The organism is Bacillus sp. UMB0893 (assembly GCF_002858905.1).
Classification (GTDB): Bacteria; Bacillota; Bacilli; order Bacillales; family Bacillaceae; genus Bacillus_P.
The window spans coordinates 480,497-494,421 of sequence record NZ_PKLB01000001.1; the positions used below are offsets into that span (position 1 = coordinate 480,497).

General features: G+C 38.7%; 14 protein-coding genes and 1 pseudogene. 12 read left to right on the top strand and 3 right to left on the bottom strand.

The window, feature by feature from the left end; genetic code table 11:
- The first annotated feature begins 431 nt into the window (after window positions 1-431).
- Together CYJ36_RS02450 and CYJ36_RS24225 are read left to right on the top strand one after the other, a co-directional pair.
- Entirely contained in the window at window positions 432-1,157 is a 726-nt protein-coding gene (locus tag CYJ36_RS02450; protein WP_101564444.1) for a Bax inhibitor-1/YccA family protein, read from the top strand.
- Between the two features lie 265 nt (window positions 1,158-1,422).
- Window positions 1,423-1,599, top strand: a pseudogene (locus CYJ36_RS24225) (cysteine hydrolase); the annotation flags it as partial.
- Window positions 1,600-1,708: 109 nt separating this feature from the next.
- On the opposite strand, the gene CYJ36_RS02460 reads toward CYJ36_RS24225, so the two are convergent.
- Window positions 1,709-3,067, bottom strand: coding sequence for an aminotransferase-like domain-containing protein (locus CYJ36_RS02460; RefSeq protein WP_101564446.1), 1,359 nt, complete (start codon window positions 3,065-3,067; stop codon window positions 1,709-1,711).
- A gap of 143 nt (window positions 3,068-3,210) precedes the next feature.
- Between CYJ36_RS02460 and blaOXA the strand changes: the two genes are divergently transcribed.
- From blaOXA to CYJ36_RS02475, 3 genes are all read left to right on the top strand, one after another.
- On the top strand, window positions 3,211-3,993 hold the full coding sequence (gene blaOXA / locus CYJ36_RS02465; protein ID WP_101564448.1) for a class D beta-lactamase: 783 nt from the start codon (window positions 3,211-3,213) through the stop codon (window positions 3,991-3,993).
- A 35-nt stretch (window positions 3,994-4,028) separates the two neighbouring features.
- Window positions 4,029-4,412 (top strand): hypothetical protein, encoded by a 384-nt coding sequence (locus tag CYJ36_RS02470; RefSeq protein WP_101564450.1) that lies wholly within the window; start codon window positions 4,029-4,031, stop codon window positions 4,410-4,412.
- Window positions 4,413-4,693: 281 nt separating this feature from the next.
- Entirely contained in the window at window positions 4,694-4,987 is a 294-nt protein-coding gene (locus CYJ36_RS02475; RefSeq protein ID WP_101564452.1) for an RNA polymerase alpha subunit C-terminal domain-containing protein, read from the top strand.
- 368 nt (window positions 4,988-5,355) lie between these two features.
- On the opposite strand, the gene CYJ36_RS02480 is transcribed toward CYJ36_RS02475, so the two are convergent.
- Both CYJ36_RS02480 and CYJ36_RS02485 read right to left on the bottom strand, forming a co-directional pair.
- On the bottom strand, window positions 5,356-6,681 hold the full coding sequence (locus tag CYJ36_RS02480; protein ID WP_180850021.1) for a DUF4179 domain-containing protein: 1,326 nt from the start codon (window positions 6,679-6,681) through the stop codon (window positions 5,356-5,358).
- Window positions 6,674-7,195 (bottom strand): sigma-70 family RNA polymerase sigma factor, encoded by a 522-nt coding sequence (locus CYJ36_RS02485; RefSeq protein ID WP_101564455.1) that lies wholly within the window; start codon window positions 7,193-7,195, stop codon window positions 6,674-6,676. Before CYJ36_RS02485 ends, CYJ36_RS02480 begins: the two co-directional genes overlap by 8 nt.
- Before the next feature lie 270 nt (window positions 7,196-7,465).
- Here CYJ36_RS02485 and CYJ36_RS02490 point away from each other — a divergent pair, with 270 nt between their 5' ends.
- The 7 genes from CYJ36_RS02490 (at window position 7,466) to CYJ36_RS02520 (ending at window position 13,843) form a co-directional block, all read left to right on the top strand.
- Window positions 7,466-8,557 (top strand): Gfo/Idh/MocA family protein, encoded by a 1,092-nt coding sequence (locus CYJ36_RS02490; RefSeq protein ID WP_101564457.1) that lies wholly within the window; start codon window positions 7,466-7,468, stop codon window positions 8,555-8,557.
- Between the two features lie 53 nt (window positions 8,558-8,610).
- Window positions 8,611-9,633 carry a Gfo/Idh/MocA family protein gene (locus CYJ36_RS02495; RefSeq protein ID WP_101564459.1) on the top strand — a complete coding sequence of 341 codons (1,023 nt, stop codon included), beginning with the start codon at window positions 8,611-8,613 and terminating at the stop codon, window positions 9,631-9,633.
- Window positions 9,634-9,967: 334 nt separating this feature from the next.
- Window positions 9,968-10,726, top strand: coding sequence for a sugar phosphate isomerase/epimerase family protein (locus tag CYJ36_RS02500; protein ID WP_101564461.1), 759 nt, complete (start codon window positions 9,968-9,970; stop codon window positions 10,724-10,726).
- 16 nt (window positions 10,727-10,742) lie between these two features.
- Window positions 10,743-11,711 carry a sugar phosphate isomerase/epimerase family protein gene (locus CYJ36_RS02505; RefSeq protein ID WP_101564463.1) on the top strand — a complete coding sequence of 323 codons (969 nt, stop codon included), beginning with the start codon at window positions 10,743-10,745 and terminating at the stop codon, window positions 11,709-11,711.
- Window positions 11,712-11,728: 17 nt separating this feature from the next.
- Window positions 11,729-12,910 (top strand): LacI family DNA-binding transcriptional regulator, encoded by a 1,182-nt coding sequence (locus CYJ36_RS02510; protein ID WP_308315256.1) that lies wholly within the window; start codon window positions 11,729-11,731, stop codon window positions 12,908-12,910.
- A 113-nt stretch (window positions 12,911-13,023) separates the two neighbouring features.
- Entirely contained in the window at window positions 13,024-13,353 is a 330-nt protein-coding gene (locus tag CYJ36_RS02515; RefSeq protein ID WP_101564467.1) for an AbrB/MazE/SpoVT family DNA-binding domain-containing protein, read from the top strand.
- Between the two features lie 94 nt (window positions 13,354-13,447).
- Window positions 13,448-13,843, top strand: coding sequence for a hypothetical protein (locus tag CYJ36_RS02520; RefSeq protein WP_101564469.1), 396 nt, complete (start codon window positions 13,448-13,450; stop codon window positions 13,841-13,843).
- The last annotated feature ends 82 nt before the right edge of the window (window positions 13,844-13,925 follow it).

A 13,925-nucleotide genomic window follows, 5' to 3' on the forward strand; every position in this document is an offset into this window, starting at 1 on the left:
TAATTTCGATCTAATAGGTTAAATGAAGAGAATAGAAGGATCAGTTTCAGCAAATCATTGGATCGGTCCAGCATACAAAATGATCAGAAGTAAAGATCAAAATGATCAGTTTCAGAGTACAAAATGATCAGACGAAATGATCAAAATGATCAAGTGCAGAGTACAAAATGATCAGGCAAAATGATCAAAATGATCAAGTGCAGAGTACAAAATGATCAGCTATTTAATATATAGATTTAATAAAATAAGATTAAATAATAAAAAGATTATAATATCTTATTCTTCATTTCTTGAAAATCAAAATAGAGAAGAAGATGCTCATAACTTGTCATGAATGCGATATACTTATACAAGCAAAATACTTCACCGATGAAACTTTTCGTTTCCTCGTACGTAATACATTTATACACAAAAGAAAGGAAGATCTTAGGATGAGAACATCTAATCCAGCTTTAAAAGCTTTTACTAAGCGTGAAGGAGCATATTCCAGCAAACCGATGACGCTGATGGGAGCTATCAATAAATCGTTTTTATTGCTGTTTATATTAATTACTGCTGCAGGGGCAACGTGGTACTACAGTTCACAGGGTCAAGATGTATCGGCAATCATGATCGGAGGAGCCATTGGAGGATTGATCGTCGCTCTGATTGTCAGCTTCGTACCAAGAACAGCTCCGGTATTGGCACCAGTTTATGCTGTGCTAGAAGGCATGTTCGTTGGGGGCATTTCAGCATATTATGCTTCCCTGTATGAAGGAATTGTTATGCAGGCTGTATTAATTACCGCAAGTGTTTTCTTGGCTTTGCTAGTTGCCTACCGTACACGGTTAATCAATGTTACACGTAATTTCCGATTAGGAGTTATAGCAGCAACAGGCGGAATTTTTATCATGTATTTATTATCATTTGTGCTTGGGTTCTTTGGAGTCAATATTCCGTTTTTGCACGATTCGTCTCCAATCGGAATCTTAATCTCTGTTGCCATCGTTATTGTTGCAGCACTGAATCTTGTCCTTGATTTTGACTTCATTGAAAATGGATCAAGAGCAGGCCTTCCAAAGCATATGGAATGGTATGCAGGTTTTGCATTGCTGGTTACACTTGTTTGGCTTTATCTTGAAATCCTGCGTTTGCTTGCTAAGCTGCGCCGGAATTAATGTCAATCGCACGTTCTTTTAGAAAAGTAGATCTAGAACGTGGAGAAATAACAGAAATAGCTTAGTGAATCGAGTATGAAATCCAAAGGTTTTATACTCGATTTTTTATTGTATTTACTACTGAAAAATCAGCATGCTTTTAATAGGTTTACAATGCCTGCTATCGCACTTTGGAAATTTAAAGGTTATTCATGTCCTTACTCAAAAAAAGTGTAAGATTGTGGAATGATAAAAGAGGAAAATAGAGTAAAATTTGTATGAAAAGGATGTAACTTTAGTTGGTGACGGACATTCTACAACTGATTATGATGTACTGACCGCTGAACAAATTGTAAATCATCATAATAAAATTTTGCATGGCCACTACAATGTTGACCATTTTTCCGTTGTTGGGACTGCTCAAGAAGATTTGTTTCAACCCATCCATGACAATTACCGATAAATTTAATTCAAAAGCTCTTCATTCTTCAACAACCGGGCGCAATCCATTTACAAGGATTACGCCCGTTTTTTAGCTGATGTGACAAAAATAGTAAACAGTGACGTTTTATTTATCCATCATTGCCTCTTCTTACAATAAGTTCATCTATCCCCCCGCCAATCTTCTTAACACCAATATTGATTTGATGATCTTCTACCTGTGACACACTGAGCCGAATTCGATTTTCCTCCCGATAAGGAGGGAGGTACATATTCGTAGCATCCTGTACAAGCACATTCTTTTTCTTAAGATGCTGTGCAAGGTGCGAAGCTTTCATTCGTCCTGGCAGTTTAATCGTTGAGTAGAAACCAGACTCTCCTCCAGTAAAAGAGGTACCTTGGGGAAGGTAATCCAGATAAGCCCGCTTTAGAATAATCCCCTTTTTTTTATATTGTTTTCTCAACTTATGAATGTGTGCGTTGTACATACCGCTTTCTAAATAGATTTCCAGAGCTCCCTGGGTAAGAACTGGCGTATGAACATCAGCTGCAAATTTGGCTTTTGTGAAGTCAGGGATCATCGCATCAGGCAAAACGGCAGCTCCGAGCCTTAACCCTGGAAGAAGAACCTTGGAAAAGCTTTTCGTATAGATAATTCTGCCAGAAGGATCATAGGCAAACATCGGATCTGCCTTTCTTCGTGTATCCAGGTCCCCCATATAATCATCTTCAATGATGTACACGTCATATTTCTGGGCCAGCTCAACGATTCTCTTTTTCTCTTGATTGGAATAGCTGTAACCGGTCGGATTTTGAAACCTCGAGACAGTGTAAAAAAATTTAATGCATCTATCTCGGAAATTCTCTTCCAGCTGCTCAAGGTTGATCCCGCGATCCGTCATTTCAAGTCCAACAGCCTTTATGCCTCTGGACGTAAGCGATTCAATAAAACTAAAATGCGTGGGCTGTTCTACGCAAATTTCTTCTTTTCCGTTTGGAAAGGGGAGAGAGACAAGGAGATCAAGCGCCTGTTGTGACCCTGATACCACAGCAATTCTTTCTGGAGGTGCAAACACTTGAAGATTCTGAAGCTGCTTAGAAAGCTGCTGTCGAAGTGTGAATAAACCAAGCGGATCGGAGTACTGAAACATTTCTTCTTTATAAAGCTCAATAGCCTGATTCATACAATGCTGATAATCACGATATGGCATTTTGCTTCGGTCGGGGCCGGCAGATGCAAAATCGATCAGATCAGATCGATTTTTGTGATGTGCAGGCGTGCTCCCAACAAGAAAATAGCCGCTTTTTGGCACAGCGTACACTCTGTGTTCTTTCTCCAGCTCTGCATAAGCTTTAATAATGGAATTAATGCTGCAATGAAGTTCTTTTGAAAGGGTTCGGACAGATGGAAGTCTTTCGCCCGGTAAAAGGCGTCCATCTCCTATTCTCGTTTCGATTTCCTTTATGATCTCTCCATATTTCGTCAGCATAGGACGTTCTCTCCTTCTAATCTGTATGGGTACAGTCGTGAAAAACGAAGCTTTTCGTGATCTATTCTGTTGCTTATAGTATAAGGTATCAAAAGCGAGTATTACATCATGAGATATTCCTATTAAACAAGGAGGAGATCAAGATGATTAGAGCGGTAGTACTTCTATTCTTTTCATTCATATTGGTATTTTCGGGAGCAGGAGTGTCAGGAGCTCAGCAGAAACCAGAAGAACTGAAGATTCAAGAGCTTTTTAACGGAAAAGAGGGCACGATGGTGCTTGAAAATCTAAAAACTGATAAGACGTATGTGTATAACAAAGTAAGGAGCACGAAAAGATTTACTGCAGAATCGACTTTCAAAGTACCGAATGCGTTAATTGGTCTGCAAACAAAAGCAGTGGGAGATGAGTACGAGGTAAAGCGGTGGGATGGTGTCGTAAGGCAATTCGAAACCTGGAACCGCGACCACTCACTGGCTTCTGCGATGAGAGAATCCGCCATATGGTTTTATCAGGATATGGCAAGAGATGTCGGAGATACAAGAATGCGAGATTACATGAATAGAATGAAATATGGCAATCAGGACATATCAGGGGGAATTGATTCATTTTGGCTGGACAGTTCCCTGAAGATATCAGCTGTTGAACAAGTGGACTTTTTGGAAAAACTCGTAAAGGAAAAGCTGCCATTTGAAGAGAAACATCAAAAAACAGTGAAGAGGATAATGATTCAGGACGATCAGGATATCTATACCCTGCACGGGAAAACAGGGACAAGACTTTCCGATTTTGGACTGGGCTGGTATATAGGTTTTGTTGAGACAAAAAAGGGTACATGGCTCTTTGCAGTGAATATAAATGGAAGCGGAACTGAAGCTAAAACTATTGCAATTGAAACATTAAAACAACAAAACATTATTAAGTAAAGAAAATGTACTAGTAGAATTTACGAGGTGCTTGAATGAAAGAATATATGTATACAAAGATATTAGGTATTATCGTGGGCATATTGGCCATCTTTGCAGGAATAGGATTTGGTATATTGTCATTAATAGGAAAAGGTTTGTCAAAAGCATGGAATACAGGAAATGCTGTCGACAGTTCGCCTATAATAATCCTAATAATTTTTCTTGTAATTGGTCTTATCACTTCGATTGGAGCATTCAAGCTAAAAAGAAAAGTTTTGAGTCATTTTTATATTGGATTTTGTATAATGCTCGGTATTGGTTTTTTAGCAGCCTTTTTGATTTCGTTTGGGTCGCTGGGATTTAAGAATGAGATTTTCATCTTATGTATTGGTATTATTTATTTAGGGCTGGGTTATTTAGCAAAAAAGAAAAAATAGCAATTTCATTTTTTTGTAATTCCGATTGAGTTTAATTTTGAAGGAGATACGGCAATAAAATCGAAAATAGTAAAGTGTTTAGTCCGCCGGTAAAGGGAATGCCAATCTGTTTAATTGGATATCAAGAAGAAGTATAAGTGTTACTCGTCAATCAAAGGGTGATTGCTGCAATTTGTAATCGCTCTTTGCATGTTGAAGACTTGCAAATGCTTTTTTAACTCATTTGAAAATTATACAATATAGAGATACCTATTATGTATCCTAAGAAAGGGGAAAAGGTTATGTCAGCCTCAAAAAAAACTTTAAGGATATGCGAGAAAGGGCACAAATACTATAAGAGCAGTGATTGTCCAAGCTGTCCGGCGTGTGAGCATGAACGTAAACCCGACTGCGGATTACTTTCACAGCTCTCATCACCTGCAAGAAGAGCTTTGGAACACAATGGAATAACTACAGTACAGCATCTATCAAAGTTTAGTGAAAAAGAGATTTTGCAATTTCATGGTATAGGGCCAGCATCTCTGCCTAAACTTAGAGCTTCTTTGAAAGAAAGTGGTTTATCATTTAAAAATTAGATCCTATTTAATATGAATTTTTCAAAATCATTAAATTGATCTCATATAAAATGGTTCCAATAACTATTCTCTTATAATCGGATGAGTTCATTTAAGATCAAGAGCCTAATTTCTCCTTTTATAATCGGAAATTCTGACCCTTTTTTACAGGGTACTAACTGTTAATATCTGTAAGTGATTTTCTGTGAATTCCGGTCTTTAATCGAGTAAGTCTGCAATATAAGAAAAAACTCAGAGTCTTTACACCCTGAGCTTTTTTGTGTACTGTTTCCTATCTGATTTCGCCTGAGAAATGTAATGTGTTTTGTCTGTTATTAAGACTTTATCCACAAAAACTGAACGATCTTTCTTGTAGAGAGGGCCTTTTTCTATTTAATCTTAACCTTCGATTTTTTCTCAATCACTCTTGGATAATCAATAAACGTCATTGAAAGCGGACCTTTCGTTATTTTATCCCGTTCAAACTGGATAGCAAATCTTTTTTCCCCAGTATCACTATCAGTGTCTTCAGCAGAGGAACTCGAAGATAACTCCACTCCATTTGCATCTTTTACTCCATTTATTAAAAAACTCATGTTATCCCGCATGTCATAATAGGTAAAGGCAACCTCATTCTCCAGCACTTCAATCTTCCCAAATACACCATCTTTAGGACTTTTTAATACAGTATTTGTCTCAGGATCAACAATCACTTCTAAATCAGCTTTCTTCATAGCACGTATCTTGCTGAACTCTAAGTATAGCTCCTTCGGCTCTTCGAAATAGCTGCTTTCCAGATAAATGATATCTTCTGTAGCACTGACCTCAGATCCCACAAGCCCATTCTGATAAATCGACCATGGCTCTCCTTTTTCATCAACAAGCTTAAGATCTTCAAATGCAAATAATTCCATTGTATTGCCTGCATCGTATTGAACATGAAGGGAAGCGGAGAGTGGCCGTATTTCTATTTTTTTGAATGTCACTTTTTGATCTTCAATGGTTACGGTTTGATTTATATCAATTACCTTCACTTTTTTAGGATCTTGATCAAGCTGAAACGAGAATTGAAACGTATTTTCCTCTGTATTAGAATGGGCATGCGTTGATTTTACCGTCATTTCCAGCTGAAAATCTTCGTAATTCATTGGTTCCGCAAAGTCATACTCCATAGACCAATCTGAACTTTTATTTTTTGGGAGAACTTCCTCAATATGACCCGACGTTAAAGAAGCATTCTCGTTTAAATTCACATCACCGGATTTTAATTTCGGGAATTCGACTTCAATCTTTGTTTCATCAGCTTTATTATGAACGGTATAAAACAGTTTCAATTTCTTACTATCGACAATGGCTGAATTGATTGTTAATTGAATTCCATTATGTTCATCTGACACGCCCACTTCCTGTGCAAAACCATTTTCAACGGCAGACATCAGCCCTTTATTAAAGCGGATGATCTCGACCATTTTTTCCATTCCAGGAATTGAACTGACATAAGATGCAAAAGCTGGTGAAACACGGATGAGTGTAATGAAAGTAAAAATGAAAACAGCTGCAGCAATAGATGCCCATTTGATAGAAGGTGTTCTTTTTCGTTTTTTTGCTTTCTGATAACCCTTCAAAATAGCTTCATCCAGTAATTCATTTGGAATCGCCACAGAGTTCATTTTTTCTTTTAAAAGAGCAAGTTTTTTTTCCGTGCCGTCAGACATGGGAATTCCCTCCTTTTTCATCAAGCTGCTGTCTAAGCAGTGACAATCCCTTTGTCAGCCAGGTTTTTACGGTGCTTTCCGGGCATTTCATAAATTCTGCAATTTCTTTTATTTTTAAATCGTGCACATATTTCAGCGTAATAACTTTTTGATACTTTTCCTCAAGCCTGCTTAATGCCTCTTCAATTTCCATATATTCATAGGAATCAGATTTCGAAGCAGATGCCGCAAGCTCACCATTGATCATCGTTTTCTTTTGTCTCTTTACCTGGTCGTTGCAATAGTTCAGCATGATTCGGATAAGATACGTAGAAAAATAGGAGGGTTCCTTTAATTTCCTCATGGATCTGTATGCACGGAAAGTTACTTCTTGAACGGCTTCGACAGCATCAGCTTCATTTTTTAAGTATAGAAATGCTGTTCTGTAAAGCTGTTCCTTATGCTGCTTCATTAAAAGCAGGAAGGCCCCATCATCACCTTTTATTGCTTTCTCTATAAGTTTGGGGTCAGTCAAAATGGATCCCTCCTTTTCGTTCTATTCATTAGACTTAGAAGTTTAGAAAAAGTTTTAAAGAAGCTTCATTTTTTTTCAGAATACACGAAAAATAAATTTACAGAGTAATATTTTTAAATTTTTATTTAATTAAAAGCGCTTTCATGTTAAAATGAGTTTGTCGAAACGTTTCACATGAGTTCCCTCTAAATTTATAAAGGAATTATTACATACATGATCGAAATGATGTGAAACGTTTCAAATAAATCGGAAATAACTCGGAGGTGGACAATGAGTACGATTGTTCGAGTTGGAATTATTGGGTGCGGAGGAATTGCTACTGCAAAGCATATGCCTGCTCTCGCACGATTGAAAAACGTTCAAATGGTTGCTTTCTTTGATCTTGTTGAAGAAAGAGCGATTGAAGCGAAAATGGAATATGGATCTGAGATGGCTGAGCATTATACAGATTTCAAGGAATTATTAGCAAATCCCGATGTAGATGTTGTTCATGTTTGTACGCCGAATGATTCTCATTCAGATATTTCAATTGCTGCACTTGAGGCAGGAAAACATGTCATGTGCGAAAAGCCAATGGCAACATCTGCAGCTGAAGCGCGAAAAATGCTTGATACAGCTAAACGCACAGGGAAAAAATTATCTGTCGCCTACCAAAACCGTTACCGTGCAGACAGCCTGCATCTCAAATCGCTCTGCGAAGAAGGCGAGCTCGGCGAGATTTATTTTGCAAAAGCACATGCGATCCGCAGACGTGCAGTTCCAACCTGGGGAGTGTTTTTGGATAAAGAGAAGCAGGGTGGAGGTCCGTTAATTGACATCGGCACTCATGCACTCGATCTGACGTTATGGATGATGGATAATTATGAGCCGAAAATGGTCGTAGGAAACGCGTTTCATAAACTTGGCACAAAAGAAAATGCTGCAAACGTATGGGGGCCTTGGGATCCAGAGAAATTTAATGTTGAGGATTCTGCATTCGGGTATATTACGATGCAAAATGGAGCAACGATTTTCCTTGAATCAAGCTGGGCATTAAATACAGTTAGTGTCGGCGAAAGCAAATGTACGTTAATGGGAACTGAAGGCGGAGCCGATATGGAAAATGGTCTTCGCATCAATGGTGAGCGCCACGGAAAGCTTTATACAACAAAGGTTGATTTAGATGAATCAGGTGCATCCGTAGTTGATGGAAAGCTTGAAAGTGAAGCAGATATTGAAGCAAGATTATGGATTGAAGCCATCATTGAGGATAAAGATCCAGTCGTAAAACCTGAACAAGCCCTTATCGTAACTGAAATTTTGGAAGCGATTTATAAATCATCTGAAACAGGCGAACCTGTTTATTTTGCAAAAAACGAATAGATTCCAGGCGATAGGAATCGATTTCATAAATATAACCTCAGGAGGAATTTGGAATGACAACTTTAAAAATTGGTGTAATTGGCTGCGGAAGCATTTCAAAGCATAGACATTTACCGGAGTATGCAGGCAATAAACATGTAGAAATCGTGGCAGTATGCGATATAAACGAGGACCGTGTAAAACTGACAGCACAGCAATATCATGCAAAAGCATTTACAGACTATAGAGACTTGCTTGCACTTGAGGAAATTGATGCTGTAAGCGTTTGTACTCCTAATGCGCTGCATGCCCCAATCTCGATTGATGCTTTAAATGCAGGGAAGCACGTTCTTTGCGAGAAGCCTATGGCTACTTCAAAAGAAGAAGCAGAAGCTATGATTGCAGCTGCAAAAGAAAACAACCGCAAATTAATGATTGGCCACAATCAGCGTTTCGTGCCATCACATGAAAAAGCTAGAGAACTTATTAAAAATGGCGAAATCGGAAAAGTATTTTCTTTCCGCACAGCATTTGGCCACGGCGGTCCTGAAGGATGGAGTGCTGACGGACGCGACAGCTGGTTCTTCAAAAAAGAAGACGCATTTATCGGAGCAATGGGAGACCTTGGTGTTCATAAAGCGGACTTAATGCGCTACATTCTTGGCGAAGAAGTAACTGAAGTTGCAGCGTTTGTTGATACAGTTGCTAAAGAAGGAGCAGATGTAGATGACAATGCCGTATGCGTATTAAGAACAGAAAGCGGCATAATGGGATCACTTGCAGCTAGCTGGTCATACAACAAAGAAGATAATGCAACAGTCATTTACGGAGAAAAAGGGGTTCTTCGTTTAGAAGATCATCCAGAGTACTCATTAATAGCACAATATAAAACAGGTGAAGTTGTAAACTATGAATTAGGCAAAATTCAATCAAATGATGAAGGCGGACAAACATCTTCAAAAGTAATTGATAAATTCGTAGACAGCATCATCGGCAATACTGAGCCTGCCGTATCTGGAGAAGAAGGCTATAAATCGCTGAAAATCGTACTTGGTGCATTAGAGTCAAACGAAAGCAAAACGATCGTAAAACTTTAAGTTTCTTTTCTAAAGGTTCTTTTCGTAAAGTTTGTTGCTTTTAGAAAAAATGGTTAAAACCTTTAGTAGATTGTAGCGGAAGGCACTTGACTCCTGCGGGAAATAGAGGCTCCCATCCCTCCTCGCGGAAAGCAAGTGCCTGCAGCGGAAATCCACGGGTTATATTTATAACCAAAAACAACAATCAATGCGAAAACATCCTTTCTAAATCATTGCTGCTATCAATCGTATCTTTGTGTTCAATTGTTTTTAGTGGAAATTTGTATAAATGAGTCTTATTACGAAAAACAACAATTGATGCGGACACAGCCAACTTTAATAAGGGGGAAGAATCATGACGAAAAAAGGACTTCAGCTCTATACAATCAGAACGCTGCTCGAAAAGGATTTTTTTGGCACTTTGAAAAAAGTGGCAGACTTAGGGTATGAAGGGGTACAGTTTGCAGGTTATTTTGATACACCTGCAGACCGTCTGAATCAGGCATTGAAAGAGTATGGTCTGAAGGCCGCGGGGAGTCATGTACCTTATGACCAAATCACAGGAGATAGCTTGAAACAAGTGATTTCCTATAATCAGGAAATTGGGAATGACTTGATCATCATGCCTTATTTAACAGAAGAACAAAGAACGGATTTAGATGATTACAAGCGAATTGCAGAAGAGCTTAATAAAGCGGGAGCTGCCATTAAGCAAGAAGGGATGCAGCTTGCTTATCACAATCATGATTTTGAATTTCATGCATTTGGCGATCAAACGCCTTTCGGGGTTTTGCTGAGTGAAACAGATGCATCTTTAGTAAAATTTGAACTTGATTGTTATTGGGTTTCATATGCAGGACTTGACCCATTATCTTTAATTAAAGAGCAGCGCGAAAGAGTAGTAACACTCCATATTAAAGATATGAAAGAAGTAAACGGCGAGAAGCAAAGTACGGTCATCGGAACCGGTAAGCTTGATATGAAATCATTGCTGAACTTAGGAAAAGAGCTTGAGCTCCCATGGTTTATCGTTGAGCAAGAACATTTTGACGGCGAATTGATGGACGCAGTGGCTGAAAATTCCAAAAAGATGGATGAATTATTAAAAGCATAGAAAGGATGTTTACGATATGAAATTAGGTGTATTTACAGTATTATTTTCAGATAAAAATCTGGATGATATGTTAGATTACGTAAAAGCATCAGGAGTTGAAGCTGTTGAAATAGGCACAGGCTGCTATCCTGGAAATGCACATTGTTCTGTGGAAGAACTATTAGGCAATAAAGAAAAACAAAATGAGTATCTAGAAAAAGTGACGTCACGCGGTCTGATAATCAGCGCGTTCAGCTGCCATGGCAACCCGATTTCACCAGATACTGCTTTTGCTGCTGAATCACATGAGACATTAGTAAACACAATTAAACTTGCAAACGAAATGAACGTACCTGTTGTGAACTGTTTTTCAGGAACAGCCGGCGATCATGAAGGTGCAAAATACCCGAACTGGCCTGTCGCACCTTGGCCGAATGAATACAATGACGTTTTAAAATGGCAATGGGAACAAAAGCTGATTCCATATTGGAAAGAAGTTGGCGAGCTTGCCCGGAGCTTAAATGTGAAAATCGGTTTAGAGCTTCACGGCGGATTCCTGGTTCATACTCCGTATACTTTATTGAAATTAAGAGAAGAAACATGTGATGCAATCGGTGCAAATCTTGATCCAAGTCATTTATGGTGGCAGGGCATTGATCCTGTTGGAGCGATTAAAATTCTTGGTAAAGCAGGCGCGATTCATCATTTCCACGCGAAAGATACGTACCTTGATCAAGATAACATCAATATGTATGGCTTAACGGATATGCAGCCATATGGTGAAATCCAGTCAAGAGCATGGAATTTCCGTTCTGTCGGCTGCGGACACAGCATGCAGGAATGGTCCGATATGATCAGTGCCCTTAGAACATACGGATATGATTATGTTGTCAGCATTGAGCATGAAGATCCAATCATGTCGATTGAAGAAGGCTTCTTGCGTGCAGTGACTAATCTAAAGAGTGTCTTAATTAAAGAACAGCCGACGAATATGTGGTGGGCGTAAGCTTATAAAAATGAAAAATGTGCAAAATAATAAATACGGTTTTATTACTCATTCAAATCGGTCAGGAAGTGACCGGTTTGAATGGGAATAGCCCCGTAGAAAAAGATGTTCCTCTCACTATTAACTCACCGAAGCAGTCCCTCATTCTATTATCTCTTCTGGCAAGAAGAAGCAATTACAGTAAGGTGGAGAATTGTATGGCCACGATCAAAGATGTTGCAAAATTAGCAGGGGTAGCTGTTTCAACAGCATCCTATGCATTAAATAATAAATCAAGAGTGAATGCAGAAACGGCTAAGCGTGTATTAGAAGCTGCAAAAACGTTAAATTACCAAAAAAACGGGATTGCCAGAGACTTAAAGCGCAGCAAAACCGAAACAATCGGAATCATCGTTCAGGATCTCTCAGGTCCTTTTTATTCTGAATTAATGCGCGGGGTTCAGGATACGCTGCTGACACATAAATATGGTTTAATAGCGTGCAGCTCCATTGGAGGAAATGTGACAACGGCTTCAAAGTTTTTGCAGGAACGGCGAGTGGACGGCGTCATTATTTTGGCGGAAAGTCTCCCGGATGAGCTGATCCTTCAATCAGTCCGAGATGATTTTCCTATTATTGTTCTTGACCGGAAGCTTGAAAGTGATTCAATCATTCATGTCCTTGTTGACAATTTTTCTGGAGGATATCAGGCAGCAAAGCATTTGATTGATCTCGGTCACAATAAACTTGCTTATATTGGCGGTCCTTCATACAATCGTGATAATCAGCTGCGTTTTGAAGGATATAAACAGGCTTTGAAAGATTTCAATCTACCTTTGCATCCAAGCTGGATCCTGCAGGGGCAATATACAAGGGAGGGCGGATATTCTGCTGCCAAAATCATAATGATGCAGGGCAACGAGCCTTCAGCTGTTTTTTGTGCAAATGACGAAATGGCAGTCGGCGCCATTAAGGCATTCAAGGAATCTGGCTTGAAGATCCCGGAAGACCTTTCGATTATCGGGTTTGATGATATAGAAATAACACAATATATTTCTCCTCCTCTGACAACGGTAAAACAATCCAATTATGAGATTGGCTCACTTGCAGCACACCTTATTTATCAGGCGCTTAATGAGGGAATTGAAGGAAAAGAGTATATTTTGCCGACAGAGCTCGTATTAAGAAAATCTACCAGTGCTGTTAAAAATAGAGAATAACCCGAAAGCAATCAGGATCTCTGATTGTTTTTCACATTTAACCAAATGATGGGGAATTGGCGGTTAATCATGATATAATAATATGTATCTCTTGAAGGAATGGAGTGATATCTTTGAAAAAAGACCCATTTTTCGTAAAGATTTGGTCAAATGGACAAGTGATGATTCCTTCCTACATTCGAAAAAAACTAAACATACAAACAGGTGAACGGGTGGTTGTTCAAACCGATGGGAAAACCATTGACATGATCATGAATCATGAAAATTCATCTGAAATTGAAACAACGTTAAGCAGCAAAGGAACCGTTACAATTCCAAGTGAAATTAGAAAAATCTGTGAGATTAATGTCGGTGAAAAAATGAAAATTGAGTGGAATGAACAATGGGAAAAAGTCACATTTGTTCCGCATTGTCCGGACAGCTCAAAAAAAATATCAAGCTAAACCGGTCGATTGCGGGCCGGTTTAAGTTTGCCTTTTGATAAAGCTGTATCCGCTGACATGTGAAAAATGAGTAGTTTTATAGGGGGGATATCCAGTGAAAAACATATATAAAATCTTATTCATTTCCTTCATGATTCTTGCCCTTGCTGCTTGTAAAGACGAAGACGAGGGACGGGACCGGAGATTAGTAGTGGCAGAAGATATGCTTGAGGCTATACTTGAAGAAAATGAGAGGGGCATAAGGGATATTTATTTAGAAGGGGCCTACCATTCCCCAGAAAAACTGATTTCTCTAAAAAAGAAGTGGGACATAGATAAACTTGAATTAGCTGACTTTGAATTAAAGGAAGAAAGCTTTTATGTGTTCCGTGCCTATTATGACCAGGATAATAAGAAGGAAAGCAAAGCGATCGCTTTTCGTGTAATAGAAACAGATGATGATCGAATCATCGTAGATTACGTGGATCAAGTGGTTGAACGAAAAAAATAAACGGAAAAAAGCTTGTATCATAGCGAATGCAAGCTTTTTTATATGCTTTTTTTCTTAAATCGTCGTATTTTACCTTGTTTTA